Annotated in this window: 22 protein-coding genes and 1 pseudogene; 11 read left to right on the top strand and 12 right to left on the bottom strand. The window is 65.9% G+C overall.

Features of this window, described 5'->3' with window-relative positions; genetic code table 11:
- Window positions 1–11: 11 nt before the first annotated feature.
- Window positions 12–1,049, bottom strand: coding sequence for a universal stress protein (locus tag M8J71_RS19470; protein ID WP_256249447.1), 1,038 nt, complete (start codon window positions 1,047–1,049; stop codon window positions 12–14).
- A gap of 423 nt (window positions 1,050–1,472) precedes the next feature.
- On the opposite strand from M8J71_RS19470, the gene M8J71_RS19465 reads away from it, so the two are divergent.
- Window positions 1,473–2,096 (top strand): NAD(P)-binding protein, encoded by a 624-nt coding sequence (locus M8J71_RS19465; RefSeq protein ID WP_256249624.1) that lies wholly within the window; start codon window positions 1,473–1,475, stop codon window positions 2,094–2,096.
- A gap of 6 nt (window positions 2,097–2,102) precedes the next feature.
- Here M8J71_RS19465 and M8J71_RS19460 read toward each other — a convergent pair whose 3' ends face one another.
- On the bottom strand, window positions 2,103–2,717 hold the full coding sequence (locus M8J71_RS19460; protein ID WP_256249446.1) for a copper resistance CopC family protein: 615 nt from the start codon (window positions 2,715–2,717) through the stop codon (window positions 2,103–2,105).
- Window positions 2,718–2,830: 113 nt separating this feature from the next.
- On the opposite strand from M8J71_RS19460, the gene M8J71_RS19455 reads away from it, so the two are divergent.
- Window positions 2,831–4,273, top strand: coding sequence for an NCS2 family permease (locus M8J71_RS19455; RefSeq protein WP_256249444.1), 1,443 nt, complete (start codon window positions 2,831–2,833; stop codon window positions 4,271–4,273).
- A gap of 69 nt (window positions 4,274–4,342) precedes the next feature.
- Here M8J71_RS19455 and M8J71_RS19450 read toward each other — a convergent pair whose 3' ends face one another.
- A complete protein-coding gene (locus tag M8J71_RS19450) occupies window positions 4,343–5,647 on the bottom strand; it encodes a cation:proton antiporter (RefSeq protein ID WP_256249443.1) in 1,305 nt (434 codons plus the stop codon).
- A gap of 226 nt (window positions 5,648–5,873) precedes the next feature.
- Between M8J71_RS19450 and hutG the strand changes: the two genes are divergently transcribed.
- From hutG to M8J71_RS19435, 3 genes are all read left to right on the top strand, one after another.
- Window positions 5,874–6,827 carry a formimidoylglutamase gene (hutG, locus tag M8J71_RS19445; RefSeq protein ID WP_256249442.1) on the top strand — a complete coding sequence of 318 codons (954 nt, stop codon included), beginning with the start codon at window positions 5,874–5,876 and terminating at the stop codon, window positions 6,825–6,827.
- Window positions 6,828–6,925: 98 nt separating this feature from the next.
- Window positions 6,926–7,429, top strand: a complete 504-nt coding sequence (locus M8J71_RS19440) for a transporter substrate-binding domain-containing protein (protein WP_256249441.1) — start codon at window positions 6,926–6,928, stop codon at window positions 7,427–7,429.
- Entirely contained in the window at window positions 7,426–8,436 is a 1,011-nt protein-coding gene (locus M8J71_RS19435; RefSeq protein WP_256249440.1) for a cation transporter, read from the top strand. The genes M8J71_RS19440 and M8J71_RS19435 overlap by 4 nt, the downstream gene beginning before the upstream one ends.
- A 15-nt stretch (window positions 8,437–8,451) precedes the next feature.
- Here M8J71_RS19435 and M8J71_RS19430 read toward each other — a convergent pair whose 3' ends face one another.
- From M8J71_RS19430 to M8J71_RS19420, 3 genes are read right to left on the bottom strand one after another with little or no spacing between them, the layout of a single operon-like run.
- Window positions 8,452–9,132 carry a response regulator gene (locus M8J71_RS19430; RefSeq protein ID WP_256249439.1) on the bottom strand — a complete coding sequence of 227 codons (681 nt, stop codon included), beginning with the start codon at window positions 9,130–9,132 and terminating at the stop codon, window positions 8,452–8,454.
- On the bottom strand, window positions 9,129–10,706 hold the full coding sequence (locus M8J71_RS19425) for a sensor histidine kinase (RefSeq protein WP_256249623.1): 1,578 nt from the start codon (window positions 10,704–10,706) through the stop codon (window positions 9,129–9,131). The genes M8J71_RS19430 and M8J71_RS19425 overlap by 4 nt, the downstream gene beginning before the upstream one ends.
- A 14-nt stretch (window positions 10,707–10,720) precedes the next feature.
- Window positions 10,721–10,954 carry a hypothetical protein gene (locus M8J71_RS19420; protein WP_256249438.1) on the bottom strand — a complete coding sequence of 78 codons (234 nt, stop codon included), beginning with the start codon at window positions 10,952–10,954 and terminating at the stop codon, window positions 10,721–10,723.
- Between the two features lie 83 nt (window positions 10,955–11,037).
- On the opposite strand from M8J71_RS19420, the gene M8J71_RS19415 reads away from it, so the two are divergent.
- From M8J71_RS19415 to M8J71_RS19400, 4 genes are all read left to right on the top strand, one after another.
- Entirely contained in the window at window positions 11,038–12,048 is a 1,011-nt protein-coding gene (locus M8J71_RS19415; protein WP_256249435.1) for a Bug family tripartite tricarboxylate transporter substrate binding protein, read from the top strand.
- Entirely contained in the window at window positions 12,045–12,548 is a 504-nt protein-coding gene (locus M8J71_RS19410; protein ID WP_256249434.1) for a tripartite tricarboxylate transporter TctB family protein, read from the top strand. The genes M8J71_RS19415 and M8J71_RS19410 overlap by 4 nt, the downstream gene beginning before the upstream one ends.
- A complete protein-coding gene (locus M8J71_RS19405; RefSeq protein WP_256249433.1) occupies window positions 12,548–14,146 on the top strand; it encodes a tripartite tricarboxylate transporter permease in 1,599 nt (532 codons plus the stop codon). Before M8J71_RS19410 ends, M8J71_RS19405 begins: the two co-directional genes overlap by 1 nt.
- Window positions 14,147–14,259: 113 nt before the next feature.
- A complete protein-coding gene (locus tag M8J71_RS19400) occupies window positions 14,260–14,652 on the top strand; it encodes a universal stress protein (RefSeq protein ID WP_142043255.1) in 393 nt (130 codons plus the stop codon).
- Here the strand turns inward: M8J71_RS19400 and M8J71_RS19395 are convergent.
- Window positions 14,649–15,593, bottom strand: a complete 945-nt coding sequence (locus tag M8J71_RS19395) for a fumarylacetoacetate hydrolase family protein (protein WP_256249432.1) — start codon at window positions 15,591–15,593, stop codon at window positions 14,649–14,651. The genes M8J71_RS19400 and M8J71_RS19395 overlap by 4 nt on opposite strands.
- A gap of 224 nt (window positions 15,594–15,817) precedes the next feature.
- On the opposite strand from M8J71_RS19395, the gene M8J71_RS19390 reads away from it, so the two are divergent.
- Window positions 15,818–16,078, top strand: coding sequence for a hypothetical protein (locus tag M8J71_RS19390; protein ID WP_256249431.1), 261 nt, complete (start codon window positions 15,818–15,820; stop codon window positions 16,076–16,078).
- 89 nt (window positions 16,079–16,167) lie between these two features.
- Here M8J71_RS19390 and M8J71_RS19385 read toward each other — a convergent pair whose 3' ends face one another.
- The 4 genes from M8J71_RS19385 to M8J71_RS19370 form a co-directional block, all read right to left on the bottom strand.
- Window positions 16,168–16,404: a hypothetical protein gene (locus tag M8J71_RS19385; protein ID WP_102976692.1), complete on the bottom strand. Its 237-nt coding sequence runs from the start codon at window positions 16,402–16,404 to the stop codon at window positions 16,168–16,170.
- Between the two features lie 162 nt (window positions 16,405–16,566).
- On the bottom strand, window positions 16,567–18,159 hold the full coding sequence (hutH, locus tag M8J71_RS19380; protein WP_256249429.1) for a histidine ammonia-lyase: 1,593 nt from the start codon (window positions 18,157–18,159) through the stop codon (window positions 16,567–16,569).
- Window positions 18,160–18,168: 9 nt separating this feature from the next.
- On the bottom strand, window positions 18,169–19,887 hold the full coding sequence (locus M8J71_RS19375) for a urocanate hydratase (RefSeq protein ID WP_256249428.1): 1,719 nt from the start codon (window positions 19,885–19,887) through the stop codon (window positions 18,169–18,171).
- Between the two features lie 207 nt (window positions 19,888–20,094).
- Window positions 20,095–20,925, bottom strand: coding sequence for an IclR family transcriptional regulator (locus tag M8J71_RS19370; RefSeq protein ID WP_256249427.1), 831 nt, complete (start codon window positions 20,923–20,925; stop codon window positions 20,095–20,097).
- A gap of 234 nt (window positions 20,926–21,159) precedes the next feature.
- On the opposite strand from M8J71_RS19370, the pseudogene M8J71_RS23705 reads away from it, so the two are divergent.
- Window positions 21,160–21,637: pseudogene (locus M8J71_RS23705) on the top strand (DinB family protein).
- Window positions 21,638–21,681: 44 nt separating this feature from the next.
- Here M8J71_RS23705 and M8J71_RS19360 read toward each other — a convergent pair.
- A partial coding sequence (locus tag M8J71_RS19360; protein WP_256249426.1) for an HNH endonuclease signature motif containing protein occupies window positions 21,682–22,400 on the bottom strand: 719 nt, incomplete at its 5' end.

The raw sequence follows: 22,400 nt of genomic DNA, 5'->3' as shown, positions 1-22,400 counted from the left end.
GCAGGATCTGGTCAGGCTGCGCCGAGGATCGGCCCGAAGCGGGCCCGGTCGGCCAGGCGCGGGTCCTCGCGGTCCGGAACCACCATTACGGGGCCCTTGGCATGATGGAGAACACCGTCCGATGTGGATCCCAGGAGCATTCCGGTGAAGCCGCCGCGGCCTCGCGTCCCGACTACCACCAGCTCCACATGCCGGCTTGCTTCCACCAGGACGTCAACCGGGGAACCGTCCGTCAGCTCGGATTCTGCGGACAGGTTGGGGTAGTGGCTCCTCAACCAGGCCATCCCCGCATCAAGGGTCACCTGGATATCCGCGAAAAGCGCCTTTCGGTCCATCGGAGCAGGAACCCAGGCCAGCGAGCCGCTGTATTGCGGAACCGCGCAGACAACCCGGAGCGATGCCCCCAGCCGCTCAGCCTGGTCCGCGGCTTCCAGCACGGCTACCCGTGCTTGTTCAGAGCCGTCCACACCGACGACGACCACATTCTCCACGCGCTGGTGCCCGGCCTTTGCCTGTTCTGCTTTCACGCGCCGGTCCTCCGTAGTTTCGCCCAGCCGGTCCGAGCAGACCAGCGGTACGGTGACCGTAGGGCATTTCGCGTGCGCCGGCAGCGCGCTGCTGACGGAGCCAAGAAGCCTGCCAACGAAGCCGCCACGGCCGCGGGTGCCGAAGACCAGGAGCTCTGCTGTTTGGGACATGTCCAGCAGCACACCGGAGGCATCCCCGTTTTCCACCGAGGCGCTCACGTCAATGTCATAGGCCGAGACCTTCTCCAGGGCCTGCTTGACCACCGCTTCGGCGCCTTCACGGATGACCGAATCATCGACGGTGGCGTATCCGCCGTCGAGGCCGGACGCGGCGAAGATCGGCACCGAATAAGCAGTAACGATATGCAGTGGACGACGGCGGCGCCGGGCTTCCCGGGCTGCCCACACCAGCGCGCACTGGCCGTGGTCCGAACCGTCCACGCCCACAACGATCCCGTCGGGAGCGGCATGAGCGCCACCGCTGTCCCGCGCCGGGTCCGGATGCAACTCTTGTGCGCCCATTGGGCCGCCTCCTCGCGATACTGCCTGATGTTGCGGCTATTCTGCCAGAAAGCCGGCCGTTCCCCGTGCACCCGTATCGCAGCCGCCGCTGCTCAGGAAGGCCCGCTTCCAGTTCTCACTATTCTCCGTCCACCCTTGCTTAGCAAGCCTGTTCAGGGCAGGAAACGGCGGTTATCCACAGGCTGGGCCCGGCAGGTTGGAAAGCGTGTTCACCAGCAGGCGAATCTTTTCGGATTGGGCTATCCAGCGCCGCGAATCTTCTGTAGTCTTCAGGACATTGTTGGTCCGGGACGCCTGCTGCAATCTTCCAGTCAGAGCTGCCCGGCAACGCACTGCGGCCGGACTTTGGGGGTAACGGAACGCGCGCGGGCGACGACGCCCGCACCTGCCGAAGCTTCGAAGGAGGAAACTGTAGTGTCAAGCATGCCTGGGAATGCCGGGACCGAGCAGACCACCACTGTGATCATTGGCACCGGCTTGTCCGGCCTGGCCGTGGCCGCTGAACTGTGCCGCCGCGGGGTTGACTCGATAGTGGTGGACGGACTGGACATCCTGGGCGCCGCACAGCCGGCCAACACAGCGTCACTGCAGCGCTGCGACGCAGCGGACTCGGCCAACCTGCGGGAACGGAACGAAATCCTGCGGCACCTGCGCAACTATGCCGCCAGCCACGATGTGGATGTCCGCAACACCACCCGTGCCGTTCAACTGACCAAGGTGGCCACGTCGACGGGACGTGCCGTTCCGCAGTGGGAGGTTCATACCCCCACCGGCATCCTGGTGGCGGACCATATCGTCCTCACGCGGTGCGCCCACAGCCAGCTGCGGCGGATGATCAACGACTTCGGCATCTCGGTGGGCCGCAACCTCGTTGCCGCCATGCGGGCCATCGGCATCTACCTGGTAGGCGTCGGGGACCTGATCACCCCCTCGCCCAAAGAGGTCCTGCGCCAGGCCAAGACGGTGGGCCAGGCCATCTCCGCGAAGGTCAACCCGGAGAACCCGGCTCTCCCGTACACCGGAAGCCTGGCGATCCTGCCCTGCTAGTGCCGGTCAGCCCTCATCATCAGTGCCCGCCGCGAGCCTCCGGCGGGCCAGGATGGCGAGGGTGACAAGCAAGCCCACGGCGGCCGCTGCGAAAATGACGATGCTCCACTGGAACGGTTCCCCGGAGCCGGCGTTTTCCGGCGCCGCTGTCACGCCCGGCTCAGCGGTTCCCATGCCGGGAACGGCCGCGCCCGACGTCGAACCCGCCGTCGAGCTTGCTGCCGGAGCGGCTCCCTCGGCTGCCGAAGAAGCCGTGAACGTAAAGGTCCCCTCGATGGGATGCGAATCGGAGCTCACTACGCGCCAGGCGACCGTGTACTGCCCTGCCGGTCCGCCCGCCTTGAGCTTCTGGCTGGCCACCTTGTCCACGATGTCCACCGGCCCGTCCGCCCACTCTGCGCCCGAAGCATCCTTGACGGAGAAGGATGAGCCAATGCCCAACGGGTTGTTGCTGAGGGTCACCGATACCTGCTCCGGCGGCACCGCGACTGTTGCGCCCTCGGCAGGGGTGCTGGATTCGGCGGCGTCGTGTGCTGCCGCCGGTCCGGCGAGGCCGAGGACAGCGGCAGCAAAAACGAAGGACCCGAGGACGAAGCTCAGTAAGTGGCGGATGGAACGCATGCTTGGACTGCTCCCTTGGTGTTGGCTTCCTAACAGACTAGGCGAAATTGACGGTGACCCTGCCGGAGCCCCCATAGGATTCAGGTATCCCCAAAGACTCCCCCGGAGGACTAATGCTTAAGCAAGGCTCTGCCCTGGACCGGTATTTCATGATCACCGAGCGCGGCTCCAACTTCTCGCGCGAGATCCGCGGCGGCTTCGCCACGTTCTTCGCCATGAGCTACATCGTGGTGCTGAACCCGCTGATCCTCTCCGGACCTGACTCCAGCGGCAACACACTCGGGTTCCCGGCAGTTGCCGCCGTCACGGCCTTTGTTGCAGGCATCCTCACCATCCTGATGGGGGCCTGGGCCAAGCATCCCTTCGCGCTGGCCACCGGGCTGGGCGTCAACGCGTTTGTGGGGGTCACCGTCGCCACCAATCCGGGCCTCACCTGGCCGGACATGATGGGCCTGGTGGTCTTGTCCGGCGTCACGATGCTGATCCTGGTCCTCACCGGTTTCCGTACCGCCGTTTTCAAGGCGGTGCCGGAGGGGCTCAAAACGGCGATTGTGGTGGGCATCGGGCTGTTCATTGCCTTGATCGGGCTGGTTAACGCCGGCTTTGTCCGCCGCATCCCGGACGTGGCCGGCACTACCGTTCCGGTTGGGCTGGGCTTTGAGGGCAAGCTCCTGGGCTGGCCCACCGCAGTGTTCGTCTTTGGCCTGATCCTGACCATCGCCCTGGTGGTGCGCAAGGTCAAGGGTGCCATCCTGATCGGCATCATTACGTCCACCGTCATCGCTGTGATCCTGGAAATGACGCTGCAGATCGGTCCGAGCGTCCAGCCGGGCAAACCCTTCAACCCGCAGGGCTGGTCCCTGGTGGCTCCTACTTTCTCTGAATGGGCTGCTCCCGATCTGTCCCTGATCGGCAAGGCCAACCCGTTCGGCGCCTTCGAGCACCTGGGCTTCGTGGCCGCCACGCTGCTGGCCTTCGTGATCCTGCTGAGCATCTTCTTCGATGCCATGGGCACGATGGTGGGCCTTGCGAACGAGGCAGGGACCGTGGATGAGCACGGCAACATTCCCAACGTCGACAGGGTCCTCCAGGTGGACGCGCTCGGCGCGATCGCCGGCGGCGGCGCTTCGGTATCCTCCAACCAGATCTACGTCGAGGCCGGCGCCGGCATCGGCGAGGGCGCCCGCACCGGCATCGCCTCGATCGTGACCGGCCTGCTGTTCCTGGTGGCCATGTTCTTCACCCCGCTGATCAACCTGGTTCCCTTCGAGGCTGTTGCCCCTGCCCTGGTGGTGGTGGGCTTCATGATGGTGTCCCAGGTGGGCAAGATCGACTGGCAGGACTGGGGCATCGCAATTCCCGCCTTCCTGACCTTCACGCTGATGCCGTTCACGTACTCCATCGCCAACGGCCTCGGCGCCGGCTTCATCGCGTTCGTCCTGATCCGTACTGTCCAGGGCCGGATCAAGGACGTCCACCCGCTGATGTGGGCAGTGGCCGGGGCATTCCTGCTGTTCTTCGCGATCGGTCCGATCGAGGCAGCCGTAGGCATGTAGCCTGGCGCCCCAGGCCAGGCGGGAGCGGGCCAGGCGGGCACGGGCCAGGCTGTCGGCGGCGCGGGCCTGTTACACGGGAGTGTTGGGAGCCAGCCCTTCGTCACCGGACACCACGCGGGCCTTCTTCGCGCGGAGCTTGTCCAGCCGGTTCATAAGCGGCGAGGTGGTGGCCCCATGGATCACGATGGACAGGGCCACCACCAGGCCCACAAATGCCCAGAGCCACTCCGCCTGGTCAGCGAAGTTGCCCTTGCCCAGCGCGTAGGAGAGGTAGTAGAGCGAACCGATCCCGCGGATGCCGAAGAACGAGAGGGCGATCCGCTCCCTGGGCCCGGTTTTGCCGCCCAGCAGCCCCAGCCAGCCAGCCAGCGGCCGGACCACCAGCAGGAAGGCAAGCGCCACGAGCACTTCGGTCCAGCCAATGCCTTCGAGCAGCCCGCGGGCGATTGCACCGCCCAGCAGGACCAGGATCACGACTGTCATGAGCCGCTCCAACTGCTCCACATAGGAGTGCAACACCCGGTGGTAGCCGTGCGTGTGCTCGGCGGCGCGGATGGTAACCGCACAGACAAACACCGCGATGAATCCGTAGCCCTCGACCATTTCGGTGACGCCGTAGGCCAGGAACGTGGCTGCCAGCGCCACGAAGCCTTCCGAATAGTTGGAGAGCCGCAAGCTTTCGGCCCGGGCGGAAAAGAATATCCTGGCCAGCACCTTGCCCGTCAGAAAGCCCAGGAGCAACCCGACGGCGAGCCGCCACAGTACGTCCACACCAAACCATTCGGGGAACCAGGCTGAAGGGGATGACCCGGCGATGCTGATGGCGATGGCAAGGTAGACAAAAGGAAAGGCCAGGCCGTCGTTGAGGCCGGCTTCGGAGGTAAGGCCGAACCGCACCTCGTCCTCTTTATCGGCGCCCTCCTCATGGTCTGCCGGCTCGCCCACCTGCACCTCGGATGCCAGGACGGGATCCGTGGGCGCGAGGCTGGAGGCCACCAGCAGGGCGGCGCCGAGGCCAAGGCCGAGGAACCACAGCCCCAGCAAGGTCAGGGCGATAATGCACAGGGGCATGGCGATCCCCAGCAGCCGCCAGGTGGTGGACCAGCGTTTGCGCCCCACAGGCCGGTCCAAGGCCAGCCCCGCCCCCATGAGGGAGATGATCACGCAGACTTCCGAAATGTGCAGGACAAAGTCGGAATGGACTATGGGGTCGGGATCCGGAAGCGTGGGAATCAGGGCGAATGCAGCCATTCCCGCACCCAAAAAGACCATGGGCATGGAGAAGGGCATGTCGCGCAGCAGCTTGGGCAGCACCGCGGCAACGAACACCGCAAGGCCAGCGGCCGCAAAGAGGATGTTGGGGGCTTCAAACATGTTGCTGTTCTCCAGCCTGGATCGTTGCGCCCTCTGGCGCGGCAAGGTGGCGTTTCCGTCCCGGGAAGGGATTGCTCCACAATAGCCCCTCCAGCGCTCCGCACCGTTTGGCGTGCCTTCCGTTGGTGGCGGCTTGGGTCCGTGAAGGCTTGCTGATTCTTGGATTCCAGACATCACGACGGCGGCGTTGCTGGTTTTGGCCGCCGGCATGCGGTGAGCTTGAGGCATGCCTGCATCAATCCCCGCCGTCGACGTCCCGCCGCAGCCCTGGAACGGCAGGTTTGACGGTGACGGCCCAGAGCACCGCCGCTGGTGGCAGGCCGTCACGCCCTACCAAGGTGACGCTGCACCAGGGGCCGCGCCACAGCCCGCCGTCCTGATCGGTTTCTGCAGCGACGAAGGAGTGCGCCGGAACAAGGGCCGGACGGGAGCGGCTGCCGCCCCCGCTGCACTGCGCGCCGCCCTCGGCCCGCTGGCGTTCCATCTGGACCGGTCTGTTGCCGATGCCGGGGATGTGGTGGTCTCCGGCAGCGATCTCGAAGCCGGCCAGGAGCGCACCGGCAAAGCAGTAACGGCAATGCTCGACGACGGGCACCTCACTGTGGTGCTGGGCGGCGGCCACGAAACCGCGTTTGCCAGCTACCTGGGCGTGGCCGGATCCGCAGCCGTCCAGGATGGCCGGCGGCTGGGCGTCCTGAACCTCGACGCACACTTCGACCTGCGCGATGAGGACAAGCCCAGTTCCGGGACGCCGTTCCTCCAGATGGCCCGGGCAGAAGCCGCCGCCGGACGGGAGTTCCGGTACGCCGTCGTCGGGATATCAGAACCCAACAACACTCGTGCCCTCTTCGACACCGCACAGAAGCTGGGCGTCCGCTACCTGCTGGACGAGGACTGCGGTGCGGAGCGCGTACGGGACTTCGTAGCAGGCTTCCTCGCGGAGGTCGATGTCCTGTACCTGACCATCGACCTTGACGTGCTGCCGGCAGCCGTGGCCCCGGGAGTCAGCGCGCCGGCCGCCTACGGTGTGCCGCTTGCGGTCATCAGCGAAGTATGCCGCCAGGTGGCCCGGTCCGGCAAGCTGCTGCACCTGGATGTCGCAGAGCTGAACCCCGGGTTCGATATCGATGGCAGGACCGCGAAGGTCGCCGCGCGACTGATTGAGACCCTGCTGCGCTGATCCCTCTGTGGCTGCTCCTTTTATGCGGCCCCATTCCCCAGAAAAGTAAGTAGGCTGTCTAATATTGGACTTTCTACTGGAGGAAGGGAGTAAGCGGAATGCGGCGCCGAGGAATGGTGGCAGGACTGCTGCTGGCCGTCCTGCTGTTACTCACCGGCTGCGCGGGCAGCTTCCCCGCCGACCCCCAGGGAACCCTGGAGAAAGCACAGGGGGGAACCCTCAGGGTGGGGGCGAGCATGAACGGCGACTGGGTCCGGATCTCCGCGGACACCAGCGGCGATGTCAGCAGCAACGACGTCCAGGGCACAGAGGCCGATCTGGTACGGGACTTCGCGGCGCAGCTGGGCGCCGACGTGGAGTGGGTGGCCGGCACCGAGCAGGTCCTGGCCGAAGAGCTCAAGCACGGCGGGCTGGACCTGGTGATCGGCGGGCTGGATGACAAAACACCGTGGGTGACGCACGCCGGCCTGACCCGCCCCTACGCGGAATCGCGTGACGAGCGCGGAAACCTCCACAAACACGTCATGCTGGTGCCGCTGGGTGAGAACGCTTTCCTGCTTGAGCTCGATAAGTTCCTGATGGCGGCGAAGGAGCAGAAATGACAAACATCGCCAGCCATGACGCCGTCCGGTTCGGGAACACCGAACTGCCGCCCGAACAGCAGGAGGCGCTGCGCAAGGCCATTAGGGTGGAATGGGCCACCATGGGTTTCCTGGTGGTCACCACTACCATGGTGTTCCTGGTGCTGGGCAACTCGCAGGCCATGAAGGCCGCCTGGATCGAGGACCTGCTTTCCTTCCTGCCGCCCATCTCCTTCCTGGTGGCGGCGCATGCCATCCGCAAACCTCCTTCAGAAAAGCATCCCTATGGCTATCACCGGTCCACCGGGGTGGCGCACCTGGTGGCCGCGGTCGCGTTGACGGTGATGGGCGGTTACCTCCTGGTGGAGTCCGGGCTTGGCCTGCTGAAGGCGGAGCATCCCACCATCGGCGGCATCGAGCTTTTCGGCAACACCATTTGGCTGGGCTGGCTGATGGTGGCCGTTATGATCATCACCTCAGCGCCGCCGGTCTTCCTGGGCAGGGCCAAGATGAAACTCGCCGAGAAACTGCACGACAAAGTGCTCTATGCGGATGCGGACATGAACAAGGCCGACTGGATGACGGCGATAGCGGCCGTAGCCGGCGTGGCAGGAATCGGAATGGGGCTCTGGTGGGCTGACTACGCCGCCGCGCTGATCATCTCGGCGAGCATCCTGCACGATGGCTTCAAGAACACCCGCGCCGCCGTTTCCGCCCTGATGGACAAGCGAGCCATGACCTACGACGACGGCAAGCCCCACCCGCTGGGGCGGCAACTGGATGAGTACCTCCGCAGCCTCGACTGGACCGAGGATGCAAAGTCGCGGATCCGCGACGAAGGACACGTGTTCCATGTGGAGTCCTTCGTGGTCCCGGCCGGCAAGGTCACTCCCTCCCTTGAACAGCTCGAAGCGGCGCGCGAGGCCTGCGTGGCCATGGACTGGAAAGTCCAGGACATGGTGATCATCCCTGTGGCAGAGCTGCCCTCCGAGTTCCTTCCCGGCCCCACGCCGGGAGGCGAGCACTAAGGCGCGGCGCGCCGTTTACTGGCCCTTGAGGACGTAGCGCCGTTCCGGACGCCCCACCCCGTACTTGAGCCTTACCTCAAGGGTCCCCTCATCATGCAGGTATTCGAGGTACCGGCGGGCGCTGACGCGGGACGTTCCCAACTGTTCGGCCACCTCGGCAGCGGACAGATCGCCGTCGGCCGCATTCAGCGTTGCTTCCACAAGCTTGAGCGTTTCGATGCTGCAGCCCTTCGGAAGCGGCCGCCCGCCTTGGGTACCAGCGCCGTCCAGGCCGAACACCCGGTTCACGTCCGACTGCTCCGCCACGTCCTTGGCCGAATCCAGGCCTTGGTACGCGCTCCGGTAATGCTCCAGCCGCTCCTGCAGGTCCGACTGCGAAAACGGCTTGATCAGGTAGTGCACAATCCCGCCGCGCAGGGCCTTGCGCACGGTTTCCACCTCGCGGGCCGCGCTGATTACCAGCACATCCAGCTCCGGGGCAACGTCCCGTAGCCGGTGCATCAGGTCCAGTCCGTTGATGTCCGGGAGGTGGATGTCCAGCAGCACCAGGTCCGGCTGCAGCCGTTCCGTTTCAAGCACTGCCTGGGCACCCGTATGGGCCACCCCTACCACGGCGAACCCGGGTGTCCGCTGGATAAATCCAGCGTGGACCTTGGCCACCATAAAGTCGTCATCGACGATCAGCACCTTGATCATGGCTGCGTTGTACCTCTTTTGAATCGTGCTGTGAAGACTGCCCCGTTGTCATTGGCCACCGTGAGGTCGCCGCCGGACCGCCGGCAGACCACCCGTGAGAGGGCCAGCCCAAAACCGCGGCCATCTGCCGGTCCTGTTTCCTTGGTGGAGAACCCCTGCCGGAAGATCTCCTCCAGAGCCTCGGCCGGGACGCCCGGGCCAGTGTCGCGGACGGTGACGGTGACGTGGTCCGCGCTGTCCTCCACGAGCACCCGGACACTTGCGCCCGGCAGGCCGGTAACGGCGTCGAAGGCGTTGTCCACGAGGTTACCCACAACGGTGGTGAGGTCCCGGGACAGGTCATCGCTGACCTGGCGCAGGGCGGACTCGGGATCGAGCTGAAGGGCCACGCCGCGTTCGGTGGCGAGGCTGGACTTGGCGATCAGCAGTGCGGCGAGCGCAGGGTCCTGGATGCGGCTGGTCACTTCATCGTTCAGCCTGGTCCGGTCCACCGTTGCTCCATTGACGAACTGCACCACGGAATCGTATTCGCCGATCTGGATCAGGCCTGAAATGACGTGCAGCTGGTTGGCGAACTCATGGGCCTGGGCCCGCAGCGTGTCCGTGGCGGTGCGGGTGGCGCCCAGCTCACGTTCCAGCGAGGACAGCTCGGTCCGGTCCCGCAGGGTAGTGACCGAGCCGATGTCCCGGCCGCGGGAGCGGATGGGGACCCGGTTCGCCACCACCAGGCGCTCCCCCACCAGCACCAGCTGGTCCGGGTCCTGCTGCTCGCGGGTCAGGACCACCTTGAGCGCGGGGTCCACGGGCAGGGAGGCGAGCTTCTTGCCCACGCAGTCCTGCGGAAGCCCCAGCAGTATCCGTGCGCTGTCATTGGCCACCGTGATGCGCTCATGGGGATCCAGCGCCACCACGCCTTCCTTCAGGCCATGCACCATGGCCTCCCGGTTTTCCACGAGCCCGGTAATTTCGCTGGGCTCCATGCCCAGGGTCTGCCGTTTGACGCGACGGGCCAGCAGCAGGGACCCGGCCACACCCAGGACGCTCGCGACGCCGAGATAGGTCAGGAGGTTGGGAACCGCGTCGCCCAGCCGCTCAAGGGTGGAGGGGTAGTTGCGGCTGACGGAGGCGATGCCGATCATCTTTCCGGCGTCGTCGAGCACCGGCACATGGGCGGACAGGACGGCGGCGCCACTGCCGCCCACCACACCCGTCCAGGCCCGGCCTTCCATCACCCTGCTGGGGCCAAGTTCCAGGGGATTGCCCAGCAGGCTTGGATCGGAAGCGGCCACCACCGTCTGGTCCAGCCTTGCCAGCGCCACGTGCGAGGACCCCGAGACTGTCCGGACGGATTCGGCCACAGCGGGCAGGGCGGCCCCCGCCCGCGGTTGCGCGTCCGGCAGCAGAGCCCGTACCGCGGGGTTGTTGCCCAGGGCTTCGGCCGCGGACAGCGCCCTGCGGCCCTCAGTGCGCTCGAAGGCGGCAGCAGACTGGGCAAGGGAGATGGCCACCACCGCCACCAGCACCGCCAGGACAATCAGCAACTGCAGCACAAGGTACTGTCCGGCGAGGGACATTCCTCTTCGTCGAGTCACTGCGTGGATTCCTTTAGTGGTGGTTCAAGTGCCCGCAGGCGCTGGTGCGCAGGGGCGCGCCGCCCGTCCCCTCCCGGCGTACCGGAACTATACCGCAGGGCATGCGTAAACCAGCGGGGACCGCCGTCGTGCCCCCGTCCCGGTGCCTTGTTGCCGGAGGCGATGTGGGACCCCGGAAACGTGAACGCAATGAACTTAACTTTCTCTGCGTACACAAGAGTGATGGGCATCACGGATGGACCTAGCATCGAAGCACAAGGTCAGGTTCGCTGACCATCCCCGTAGAGCATGCATCACTGAGAAGAGGAACACCATGCGCCAGATCCGCGCATTGCGAGTCGCCGCCGTCGCCGCCGGCATCGCCCTGATGGCCACCGGTTGCGGTGCCACCGGCAAGAGCTCCACCGGTTCGGAAAGCTCCGGCGCCGCCGCAGGCCCCATCACCGGACTGCAGATCATGGTCCCCAACACCCCGGGCGGCGGTTATGACACCACCGCCCGCGCAGCAGCAAAGGTCCTCGACGACGAGAAGATCTCCACCAACACCGAAGTCTTCAACCTCGCCGGTGCCGGCGGCACCGTGGGCCTGGCCCGCGTGGTCAACGAAAAGGGCAATGGCGACCTCGCCATGCTGATGGGGCTGGGTGTCGTGGGCGCCAGCTACACCAATAAGTCCGAGTCGAAGCTGACCGAGACCACCCCGCTGGCCCGCCTGATCGAAGAGCCCAGCGCCATCATGGTCAGCAAGGACTCCCCCTACAAGACCATCGACGACCTGGTGAAAGCCTGGAAGGCCGACCCCGCTTCCATTTCCGTGGGCGGCGGCTCCTCCCCGGGCGGCCCTGACCACCTCCTGCCCATGCAGCTTGCGGGCGCCGTGGGCATCGACGCGACCAAGGTCAACTTCGTTTCCTACGACGGCGGTGGTGACCTCCTGCCGGCGATCCTCGGCAACAAGCTTGGCTTTGCCGCCTCCGGTCCCGGCGAGCTCCTGCAGCAGATCCAGTCCGGCGAAGTACGCGTCCTGGCCACCAGTGGCGAAAAGCGGCTTGAGGGCGTGGACGCGCCGACGCTGAAGGAATCCAACATCGACCTGGTGTTCACCAACTGGCGCGGAATGGTGGCCCCTCCGGGCATCAGCGACGAGGACAAAGCCAAGCTGATTGCCGCCCTTGAGAAGATGCACGGCACCGAGGCCTGGAAGGAAGTACTGAAGACGCGCGGCTGGACCGACGCCTTCATCACCGGCGACGAGTTCAAGACCTTCCTCACCGACCAGGACAAGCGGGTGGCGGACGTCCTCACCAAGCTTGGGTTGGCGTGAGCTCCCTGATTTCAGGCCTGAAAGGCCGCGCCGAGCTGGGAGTTGCACTCCTGCTCGGCGCAGCCGGCGTCCTGGTCTTCGTGGACGCCAACCGCCTGGCAACCCCGTATTCCCAATCCGATCCGGTCGGTCCCAAAACCGTTCCGTACATCGTGGCCGGCCTGCTGGTAGTCTGCGCCATCCTGCTGGCGCTTAACGTCATCCGCGGCGGCCAGGGCGAGGCGGAGGGCGGCGAAGACGTCGACCTCACCCACCCCGCCGACTGGAAGACCGTCCTGCCCCTGGCGGGAGCCTTCATCCTGAACATCCTGCTCATCGACTGGGCCGGATGGGTCATTTCCGGCACTGTCCTTTTTTGGGGCAGCGTCCTGGCGCTGGGCAGCCGGCACTACATCCGTGACGGGCTCATCTCCGTGGCACTGTCCCTGCTGACCTTCTACGGCTTCTACCTCGGCCTCGGCATCGCACTGCCCGCCGGACTCCTGGAAGGAATCCTCTGATGGACGTCTGGTCCTCACTGATGGACGGCTTCGCCACCGCCCTCACCCCCATGAATTTCCTCTACGCCGTGATCGGCGTACTCCTGGGCACCGCCGTCGGCGTCCTTCCGGGCCTGGGCCCCGCCATGACCGTGGCCCTGCTGCTTCCGGTCACGTACGCCCTGGAACCCACCAGCGCCTTCATTATGTTCGCCGGCATCTACTACGGCGGCATGTACGGCGGCTCCACCACCTCCATCCTGCTGAATACGCCCGGTGAATCGTCGTCGGTGGTGACGGCGATCGAGGGCAACAAGATGGCCAAGGCGGGCCGGGCTGCGCAGGCGCTTGCGACGGCGGCCATCGGCTCGTTCGTTGCCGGCACCATCGGCACCGCCCTGCTTGCCGTCTGCGCACCGATCGTGGTCCAGTTCGCCGTCAGCCTGGGTGCGCCAAGCTACTTCGCCATCATGGTCCTGGCCCTGCTGGCGGTCACCGCGGTCCTGGGATCGTCCCGGCTCCGCGGCTTTGCCTCACTGGCCCTCGGCCTCGCCATCGGCCTGGTGGGAATCGACTCCGTCACGGGCCAGCGCCGCCTGACCTTCGGCCAGCCGCTGCTGGCGGACGGTTTGGACATTGTTGTGGTGGCAGTCGCCATCTTCGCCGTGGGTGAAGCCCTGTGGGTGGCCGCCCACCTGCGCCGCACCCCGCTGCACGCCATTCCCGTAGGGCAGCCCTGGATGGGCAAGTCCGACTGGAAGCGGTCCTGGAAGCCGTGGTTGCGCGGCACCGCCTTCGGCTTCCCCTTCGGCGCGCTGCCGGCAGGTGGCGCCGAGATCCCCACGTTCCTCTCCTACGTCACCGAGAAGCGCCTCAGCAAACACCCTGAAGAGTTCGGCAAGGGCGCCATTGAAGGTGTTGCCGGCCCCGAAGCTGCCAATAACGCCGCCGCCGCCGGCACGCTCACCCCGATGCTGGCGCTCGGCCTGCCCACCAACGCCACGGCCGCGGTGATGCTCGCAGCCTTCACTTCCTACGGCATCCAGCCGGGCCCGCAGCTCTTCTCCAGCCAGGGGCCGCTGGTGTGGGCCTTGATCGCCAGCCTGTTCATCGGCAACCTGCTGCTCCTGCTGATCAACCTGCCGCTGGCACCAATGTGGGCAAAGCTCCTGCAGCTCCCCCGGCCGTACCTGTACGCGGGCATCCTCTTCTTCGCCACGCTGGGCGCCTACTCGGTGAACCTGCAGGCATTCGACCTGGTGCTCCTGCTGGTCCTCGGCACACTCGGCTTCATGATGCGGCGGTTCGGGCTGCCCGTCCTGCCGCTCATCCTCGGCGTGATCCTTGGGCCGCGCATCGAAGGCCAGCTCCGGAAGACCCTGCAGCTCAGCGCCGGTGACCCCGCAGGTCTCTTCAGCGAGCCGATCGCCGTCGTTGTTTACATCATCGTGGGACTCATCCTGCTGTGGCCGCTGCTCTTCAAGCTGTTCCGGCGGACGCGTCCGGCGCCCAAGACCGCGGTCCCCGCCAACTCCGGCGCAACCGTCCCCAGGGAGGCTGGCGGCAGCGTAAGCCACGGCAGCCACCGCGCCGACGGTCCGGCCGACGGCGACGGCTGAGAAGCCGCCCTTCAGTTCCGCCCGGCATCAATTACCCTCCCTACGGACCCCCTACCTCGCACGCTCGGCCAGGGAACCCTGTCCATGTAGCCCAGAAAAACAAAGGAGACACCATGACCATCGTGGTGGGATACGTCCCGACCCCCGAGGGCGAAGCAGCCCTGACCCAGGCCATCCACGAAGCCCGGAAGAGCAACACCACCCTGCTGGTCATCAACTCGTCCAAGGGCGACGCCCTGGTGGACAACCGCTACGCCCAGGAGCCGGAGATCCAGAGCATCGAGGACCGACTGGCCACCCAGGGCATCGACCACGTGATCAAGCAGCCGGTCCGAGGCCACGATGCCGCCGCCGAGGTGTTGGATGCCGCAGAGGAGAACAACGCCGAGCTGATCGTGATTGGTCTGCGCCGGCGTACTCCGGTGGGCAAGCTCATCATGGGCAGCGTGTCACAGCGCATCCTGCTGGAGGCGGACTGCCCGGTCCTGGCGGTAAAGGCAGGCTAGCGGGACTGCAGCTGCCCCTGCGGCTGTTGCTGTTCCTGTTCCTGTTCCTGCGCCGCAGGCTGCCCGGACCGGGGCTGCCCTGCACGGTACAGTTCCTGGCGCTGGCGCCCCAACCCCTCTACCTCCACCTCGACGACGTCGCCCGGTTGGAGGTAGGGGAAGCGGCCGCTCAGCGCCACCCCTTCTGGAGTCCCGGTGAGAATCACATCGCCGGGCTCCAGTCGCATGTACTGGCTGCAGTGGTGGACCAGGGTGGGTGGGTCAAAAATGAGTTCCGACGTGTTGGAGTCCTGCCGCGCTTCCCCGTTGACCCAGCTGCGCAGCCGAAGGTTGACGGCGTCGGTGTCGTCGGCCGGGACAAGCCATGGGCCCAGTGGCGTTGAACCCGGCAGCGTTTTGCCCTTGGTCCATTGCCCGGCAGCCCCCGGAAGCTGGTACTCCCGCTCGGAGAAGTCGTTGGCCGTGATGTAGCCGGCGATGCACTTCTGTGCCTCGGCCACGGACGCCAGGTAGCTGGCTTCCCTGCCGATCACGATGCCCAGTTCCACCTCCCAGTCATATTTACTGGAGTGCGGCGGCACGGGGGCGGGGTCGTAGGGACCCGTTACTGTGTTGGTGGGCTTGAGGAACACCACGGGAATCTCCGGTGGTGCCGAGCCGGACTCGGCCGCGTGGGCGGCGTAGTTCATGCCGATGCCAACCACTGCTCCCGGGCGTGCCAGTGGTGGCCCGATGCGCAGGGTGGCTGCTTCTGTGAGGACCGGCAAGGTACCTGCATCCAGCGCCTCCCGGATTTTGCCCAGCCCTCCCGCTGCCAGGAAGTCGCCGTCCACATCACGGGTGAGGGGCAGGAGGCTGAAGTACCGTTCGGATCCGTCTTCCGACGACATCAGGACGGCCGGCTGTTCCTTGCCGTTGTCTCCCAGGCGCATGATCTTCATACAGGAATTCCTTCTTTCTGGAGCCGGATCGCAGGTGGACTACCACCATGGTGGCCGAGGCGGGTTGGCTTCCGCCACCGGACCGTTTGTGACCGCACTACCGGCGGCTTTTTGGGGCTTCCGGGGCCCGCCCTTCCTGCTCGCATAGGGCAGTCATCTGACATAAGGCCGCTCGCCCAGTAGACTAGGCAGGCCCTGGGGGACAAACCACAGAAAGTTCAGTCATGTCTACAGCCACTCTGGAACGCGTTCCGGCCCCATCCATCTCCACGGAAGAGCCGCAGAACCGGTCTATCGACCTGGAGTTTGCCACTGCAGGTGAAATGCACGCAGGCCTGGAAGAGGCCGTTGCCGAGCTGATCGAGGTAGCTGCGAAGGACGCCTCCTGCGGAATCCTGGTCACCCGGCTGCACCCCGGCCGCTACACGGTAGCGCTGGATGAATCTGTGCCGTTCGGCGAAACCTACGAGGCCATCGCCGCCTAACAGTTTGACGCCTCTGGCGTGAATCAAACAAAAGTCCCCGCCCTGCGTCAGCCAGGGGCGGGGACTTTTGCTTGGAAATGCGAAGGCTGTCAGCCGCGGCGTACCTGCACGCCGTCGGACTTCAGAAAGAGCTGCTTCTCAGTCGGGCCAGCCGGCACAAGCCACAGCACGTTTCCGCTCTGGGACACTTCTTCCACCTCGCCGGTGGCTACCACATGCGCCTGCTTGATGATCTCGACGCGTTCCCCGGCCTGAAGAGTCCTCCAGTCGGTAACCGCTGCGGAATGGGCATTGCGCCTCGACAGGACTGCCCCACGTGCTTTCATTTGAACTTCTACCCCTTTGTATATGTTCCGCGCCACAGCCTCTTTGATGTGACTTTCACTACACCTTCAGTTCTACTACACTCCCCGCCCGCCTGATGACCGTGTCACCGGTAATTTCACCAGGCGGACGTTTTGTGCAGTAGTGCCGAACATTGTTCGTGCTCAGGCCAGGGCACCGACGGCGGATTCGGCTGCCCGGCGCACCTCCCCTGCTGCGACGAGAGTGTCTGCCGCCTCAAGCTCCGGTGAAAGGAAGCGGTCCGTTCCCGGCCCCTCCACCACAGCGCGAAGGGCAGCGACGACGGCGGCGCCTGCCGGCCCCGGCGTCAGCACTCCACCGGAGAGCTGGGTGCGGATGTCCAGGGCACGAGCCGAGGTCACCAGTTCGATGGCCAGGACCCGCCGCAGGTTCTCCACAGCCTTCCGCAGCTTGCGCGCCGCGTGCCAGCCCATGGACACGTGGTCTTCCTGCATGGCGGAACTCGGGATGGAGTCCACTGATGCGGGAACAGCGAGCCGCTTGTTGTCCGATACCAGGCCTGCCTGCGTGTACTGGGCAATCATGAGCCCGGAATCGACGCCGGGGTCCGCTGCGAGGAAGGCGGGGAGGCCGTGGGAACGGGCCGGATCCAGCATCCTGTCCGTCCGCCGCTCGGCGATGGAGCTCAGGTCGGCGACGGCAATGGCCAGGAAGTCCAGGACGTAGGCCACCGGGGCGCCGTGGAAGTTGCCGTTGGAGCTGACCCGTCCATCGGGAAGGACCACCGGGTTGTCGATGGCGGCGGCCAGTTCACGCGAAGCGACGAGGGCTGCATGGTCCAGCGTGTCCCGGACGGCACCGGCAACCTGCGGGGCGCAGCGGAGCGAGTAGGCGTCCTGTACCCGCGAGTCCCCCACGCGGTGGGAGGCAACAATCGGAGAGTCGGACAGCACGCGCAGCATGTTGTCGGCACTGGCCGCCTGCCCCGGGTGCGGGCGCAGCGCGGCGTGAAGTTCCGGCAGGAACACCTGGTCGGTGCCCAGCAGCGCCTCGACGCTGAGCGCGGCGGTGATGTCCGCCGTCGTCAGGAGCTGGCGAAGGTCCGCGATGGCCATGAGGAGCATGCCCAGCATGCCTTCCGTGCCGTTGACCAGTGCCAGTCCTTCCTTTTCGGCGAGGATGACGGGCTCGATGCCATGCTGGGCGAGAAGTTCGGCGACGGCGGGGCGGCCGGCAGCGCCGTAGAGCTCGCCGTCGGGCCCGGCTGCTTCACCCTCCCCCATCAGGACCAGGGCGCAGTGTGACAGGGGGGCGAGGTCGCCGGAGCAGCCCAGGGAACCGAATTCGCGGACCAGGGGCGTGATGCCGGCGTTGAGCACGTCCACCATGGTCTGCAGGACCACGGGGCGGACACCGGTGCGGCCGGAGGCGAGGGTCTTGGCGCGCAGGAACATGATGCCGCGCACCACTTCACGTTCCACGGCCGGACCCATGCCGGCGGCGTGGCTGCGGATCAGGCTCTTCTGCAACTGCGTGCGCAGTTCGTTGGGGATGTGGCGGTTGGCCAGGGCGCCGAAGCCGGTGGAGATGCCGTACGCCGGTACGTCGCTGGCGGCAAGGCTGTCGATGTGTGCCCGGACCTTGGCAACGGTTTCCAGGGCGCCCGGGGCGATGGCGACCTTGGCGTTGTGGCGCGCGACGGCGACGACGTCCTCGGGCGTGACCCCGCTGGACCCAAGGGTGACGGTCAGCGGTTCGTGGGTTGTGAGTGTCACTTGTGGTTCCTACTTCTTTGCTTCTGCGGAATCTGCTGATTCCTTCATGGGGATGCGGACGCCGCGTTCCTTGGCGACGTCGAGGGCGCGATCGTAGCCGGCGTCGGCGTGGCGGATGACGCCCATGCCGGGGTCGTTGGTGAGGAGGCGCTCAAGCTTCTGGGCCGCGAGGTCCGTGCCGTCGGCGACGGAGACCTGGCCGGCATGGATGGATCGGCCGATGCCCACACCACCGCCGTGGTGCAAGGATACCCAGGTGGCGCCGGACGCCGTGTTGAGCAGGGCGTTCAGCATGGGCCAGTCGGCGATGGCGTCCGAACCGTCCGCCATGGCCTCGGTTTCGCGGTACGGGGAGGCCACCGAGCCGGAGTCCAGGTGGTCGCGGCCGATCACGATGGGGGCCTTGACTTTGCCTTCCTTGACGAGCTGGTTGAACAGCAGGCCGGCCTTGGCACGTTCGCCGTAGCCGAGCCAGCAAATCCGGGCAGGCAGGCCTTCGAACTCCACCCGTTCCTGGGCGGCGTCGATCCAGCGGTGCAGGTGCTTGTTCTCCGGGAAGAGCTCCTTGATGGCCTCATCGGTGACCCGGATGTCCTCGGGGTCACCGGACAGTGCGACCCAGCGGAAGGGACCAAGGCCTTCGCAGAACAGCGGGCGGATATAGGCGGGAACGAAGCCGGGGAACTCGAAGGCCCGGGTGTAGCCGCCCTTGCGGGCTTCGTCGCGGATGGAGTTGCCGTAGTCGAAGACCTCGGCGCCTGCGTCCTGGAATTCGACCATCGCCTGGACGTGGCGTGCCATCGAGGCCTGGGCCTTTTTGGTGAAGCCTTCGGGGTCTGCTTCGGCTTCGCGGTGCCACTCCTCCACCGAGATGCCCTCGGGCAGGTAGGACAGCGGATCGTGCGCGGAGGTCTGGTCGGTGACGATGTCCACCGTGAGCTCCCCGGCCTTGTGGCGGCGCAGGATTTCGGGGAAGACCTCGGCGGCGTTGCCCACGTAGCCTACGGACCAGCCGCGGCGCTCTTCCTTGGCTTTGAGCACCTTGGCGATGGCGGCGTCGAGGTCTGTTTCCACTTCGTCGAGGTAGCGCTTGCCGGCGCGGCGGCGCAGGCGGGTTTCGTCGACGTCGACAATCAGGCAGGCGCCGTCGTTCAGGGTAACGGCCAGCGGCTGCGCGCCGCCCATGCCGCCGCAGCCACCGGTGAGGGTGAGGGTGCCGGCCAAGGTACCGTTTTCGTCGCCGGTCAGTTTGCGGGCGATGGCAGCGAACGTCTCGAAGGTGCCCTGCAGGATCCCCTGGGTGCCGATGTAGATCCAGGAACCTGCGGTCATCTGGCCGTACATCATCAGGCCCTCGGCCTCGAGCCGGCGGAATTCGGGCCAGGTGGCCCAGTCGCCCACCAGGTTGGAGTTCGCCAGCAGGACCCGGGGCGCCCACTCATTGGTGCGGAACACGCCCACCGGCTTGCCGGACTGGACCAGCAGGGTCTCGTCCTTTTCCATGGTCTCCAGGGTGCGGGTAATGGCATCGAACGCTGCCCAGGAGCGGACGGCGCGGCCGGTGCCCCCGTAGACCACCAGGTCATCCGGGCGCTCGGCCACCTCGGGGTCCAGGTTGTTCATCAGCATGCGCAGCGGGGCTTCCGTCTGCCAGGACTTGGCGGTGAGCTCGGTGCCGCGGGCTGCTTTGACCGGGCGGGCACCGGTGGTGAAATCGGCGGGTGCCATGGTGGCTCCTTTTCGTCTTGTGTCTGTGGTGTGAAAGAGGTTCTGTATCAACTAAAGCCCTTGGCGGGCGGGCTTTACAGGGGTTTTGACGGGGCGCTGTCCGGCATTCCAGACGATCCCAGCCCTCCGGTTGCGCCATCACTTTTGGTTGCCAAAAGCCCCGGTTGGGGACCATGGGTGATAGGGCAAAGTGGGGAGCGGGGGCGGCTACTTGACGGGGCGGCCGTGAAGCCGGACGGACAGTTCGTCCGCTACCTTTTGGACCCGGCCAGCCAGCACCGGCCATTCCTGCGGGGGCAATTTGTCCTCGAGGAACGTCACGGCGACTGCCGCCGTCGGCCATCCCAGGTGGTCGGTGACGGCGGCGGCGATGGAGCCAAAGCCGGGTGTGACCTCGCCGTGTTCGGTGGCGTAGCCGCGCTGCCTCACCTGGTCCAGGTGCGAGGACAATGCCGAGTACTTCATGATGGCGCCCTCCACCTCGTGGCGGGCAGTAAAGGCTGCGGCGTTCGGGTACAGCGCGCGCACTTGGGACTTTGGCAGAGCCGCGAGGATGGCCCGCCCGCTGGCGGTGAGGTGGCTGGGGAGCCGGACGCCGACGTCGGTCACCAGGGACGGGCGGTTCTTGGCCCGCTCCTCCACGATGTAGAGCACATCCCGGCCGTGCAGCACCGCCAGGTGCGCACTTTCGCCAAGGGCATCCACGAGGGAAGCCAGCAGTGGCCGGCCGAGCCGGGACAGTGGCTCCTGCCGGGAGTACGCGGAACTGAGCTCGAAGGCGCTGATGCCGAGCCCGTACCGTTGCTCCTCATGGAGATGGAGCACAAAACCATTTGCCTCCATGACGCCCAGCAGGTGGTAAACACTGGACCGGGGCAGGCCAAGGGAAGACGCAATTTGCGACGCTGCCATCGGCCCCCGCCGGGAAGCCAGCAGTTTCAGGATGCGCAGCGTGTTCTCGGCAGCCGGAACCTTCGACGCCACCTTTGTTGCCGCCTTCGGTTCGCTGACCGCCTGCGGCCTAGCTTCTGTAGCCAACACCGGACTCTCCTTCGTTCCTTGCGGGAGCTCCGACTGCTATCCGGGATCCCGTACTTAAGCATGCGCCTCCTATGGTTCTCTAATGTCCTTCAGCGCACGCCTCCTGTCTGGAATAGCAGACAACGACGGGGGTTCGACGAACGGGTGGCCGTGTTGGCGCGTCGACCACTGTTAGGGGCTGCTCCTGGATGCCCGGCCATTGACAAAACTTGCGTTAGGTATGCTCCCGCTATGGACGAAAAGGAGAGACTGCATCACTATCTGCGCGTCAGGCGGGACAATCTCCTGGGCAAGCTGGATGGCCTGAGCGAATACGACATCCGCCGCCCGCTGACGCCTACCGGCACCAAGCCCCGACGCCGACATGTGGGCGTCGGCCGATGAATCCACGGACTTCATCGTGGAACTGCACCGGTTTGCCGCTGCCCGCAGTGATGCAACCATCGAGGCACTGCCGTTGGATGCTCCGGGTGTAGTGCCGTGGTGGCCGGAGGAGCGGCGCCACGTCACCCTGCACCAGATTTTGGTCCATATGGTTGCAGAGCGGGCGCAGCACCTTGGTCACGCCGACATCCTGCGCGAACTCATCGACGGCAGCGCCGGCCAGCGGCCCGGAGATCCGAACCTGACCGTTCGGAGCGCGGAAGAATGGGCGGCCCACCGCGCCTCGATCGAGGCTGCCGCGCGAGCTGCGTCCAGCAATGAATAGCTTCCTTTGGACCAGAACATGCACGCTGGAATACACGCGGGGCTTCAAACGTGGAGGACTGATTCCGACGTCAGGAACAGCTCCCAATCCGGGAACGGGTCGTGCGGCAGGACCTCGGGCACGTCATGGAGGTCCTCCCAGCGGGGTTCTTCAGGTGAAAGGTCGTCGGAAGTTATGAAGTCTTCCGGTGCTATATCGACCCAGGGATCATATGTAAGCGCCGAATCCTCTGCCCGGAGTTCCGCAGCCTGAAATCCCGCACTGATTAATGCCGCAGTTTGAAGTTCCGCAAGGTCCGCGGCGGCAACTGCCCGTGGCAACGATACTCCCACCTCAGTGGGCCAGAGTGGTGGTTCCCAGTCCTGGTGTTCGCTTTTGTAGTGCCGCCCGGTGGGTGAGGTCCAGCCGGGTGGTTCGGTTGTGGTGGCTGGTGTTGGTTTCCAGCCGCTGATGTGCCGGAGTTTGTGGTGTTTGGGGCAGGGCTGTCCCAGGTTTGATATGCCGGTGGTGCCGCCTTTGTGCCAGGCGAGGAGGTGGTCCGCTTCGTTGTCCAGGGCGTTGTTGCTGCAGCCGGGGAACGGGCATTTGCCGTCCCGCAGCCGCAGCCAGTTCCGCATCGCTTTGGTCAGCCGGTATCTGGTGCGGCCGATCTCCAGCGGAGCCCCGTCCCGCGGATCCACCAGCACCCGGTAAAACGAGCCCGCCCCGTCACCGACGAGGTTCCGTGCCATCGACGCCGGGATAGGTCCGGACCCGTCCAGCA

The organism is Pseudarthrobacter sp. R1, assembly GCF_024494415.1.
Lineage (GTDB): Bacteria > Actinomycetota > Actinomycetes > Actinomycetales > Micrococcaceae > Arthrobacter.
Note: the sequence above shows the minus strand (reverse complement) of the source record. Positions and strands in the feature narration are given on the sequence as shown.

Bases quoted from the DNA above. Each gene is read 5' to 3' on its own strand.
- M8J71_RS19385 (WP_102976692.1), bottom strand. From the start codon at position 16,404: ATGAAAGCACGTGGGGCAGTCCTGTCGAGGCGCAATGCCCATTCCGCA.
- M8J71_RS19440 (WP_256249441.1), top strand. From the start codon at position 6,926: ATGCGGCGCCGAGGAATGGTGGCAGGACTGCTGCTGGCCGTCCTGCTG.
- M8J71_RS19405 (WP_256249433.1), top strand. From the start codon at position 12,548: ATGGACGTCTGGTCCTCACTGATGGACGGCTTCGCCACCGCCCTCACC.
- M8J71_RS19420 (WP_256249438.1), bottom strand. From the start codon at position 10,954: ATGCCCATCACTCTTGTGTACGCAGAGAAAGTTAAGTTCATTGCGTTC.
- M8J71_RS19450 (WP_256249443.1), bottom strand. From the start codon at position 5,647: ATGTTTGAAGCCCCCAACATCCTCTTTGCGGCCGCTGGCCTTGCGGTG.
- M8J71_RS19400 (WP_142043255.1), top strand. From the start codon at position 14,260: ATGACCATCGTGGTGGGATACGTCCCGACCCCCGAGGGCGAAGCAGCC.
- M8J71_RS19425 (WP_256249623.1), bottom strand. From the start codon at position 10,706: ATGTCCCTCGCCGGACAGTACCTTGTGCTGCAGTTGCTGATTGTCCTG.
- M8J71_RS19470 (WP_256249447.1), bottom strand. From the start codon at position 1,049: ATGGGCGCACAAGAGTTGCATCCGGACCCGGCGCGGGACAGCGGTGGC.
- M8J71_RS19460 (WP_256249446.1), bottom strand. From the start codon at position 2,717: ATGCGTTCCATCCGCCACTTACTGAGCTTCGTCCTCGGGTCCTTCGTT.
- M8J71_RS19435 (WP_256249440.1), top strand. From the start codon at position 7,426: ATGACAAACATCGCCAGCCATGACGCCGTCCGGTTCGGGAACACCGAA.
- M8J71_RS19430 (WP_256249439.1), bottom strand. From the start codon at position 9,132: ATGATCAAGGTGCTGATCGTCGATGACGACTTTATGGTGGCCAAGGTC.
- M8J71_RS19390 (WP_256249431.1), top strand. From the start codon at position 15,818: ATGTCTACAGCCACTCTGGAACGCGTTCCGGCCCCATCCATCTCCACG.
- M8J71_RS19455 (WP_256249444.1), top strand. From the start codon at position 2,831: ATGCTTAAGCAAGGCTCTGCCCTGGACCGGTATTTCATGATCACCGAG.
- hutG (WP_256249442.1), top strand. From the start codon at position 5,874: ATGCCTGCATCAATCCCCGCCGTCGACGTCCCGCCGCAGCCCTGGAAC.
- M8J71_RS19375 (WP_256249428.1), bottom strand. From the start codon at position 19,887: ATGGCACCCGCCGATTTCACCACCGGTGCCCGCCCGGTCAAAGCAGCC.
- M8J71_RS19465 (WP_256249624.1), top strand. From the start codon at position 1,473: ATGCCTGGGAATGCCGGGACCGAGCAGACCACCACTGTGATCATTGGC.
- M8J71_RS19395 (WP_256249432.1), bottom strand. From the start codon at position 15,593: ATGAAGATCATGCGCCTGGGAGACAACGGCAAGGAACAGCCGGCCGTC.
- M8J71_RS19415 (WP_256249435.1), top strand. From the start codon at position 11,038: ATGCGCCAGATCCGCGCATTGCGAGTCGCCGCCGTCGCCGCCGGCATC.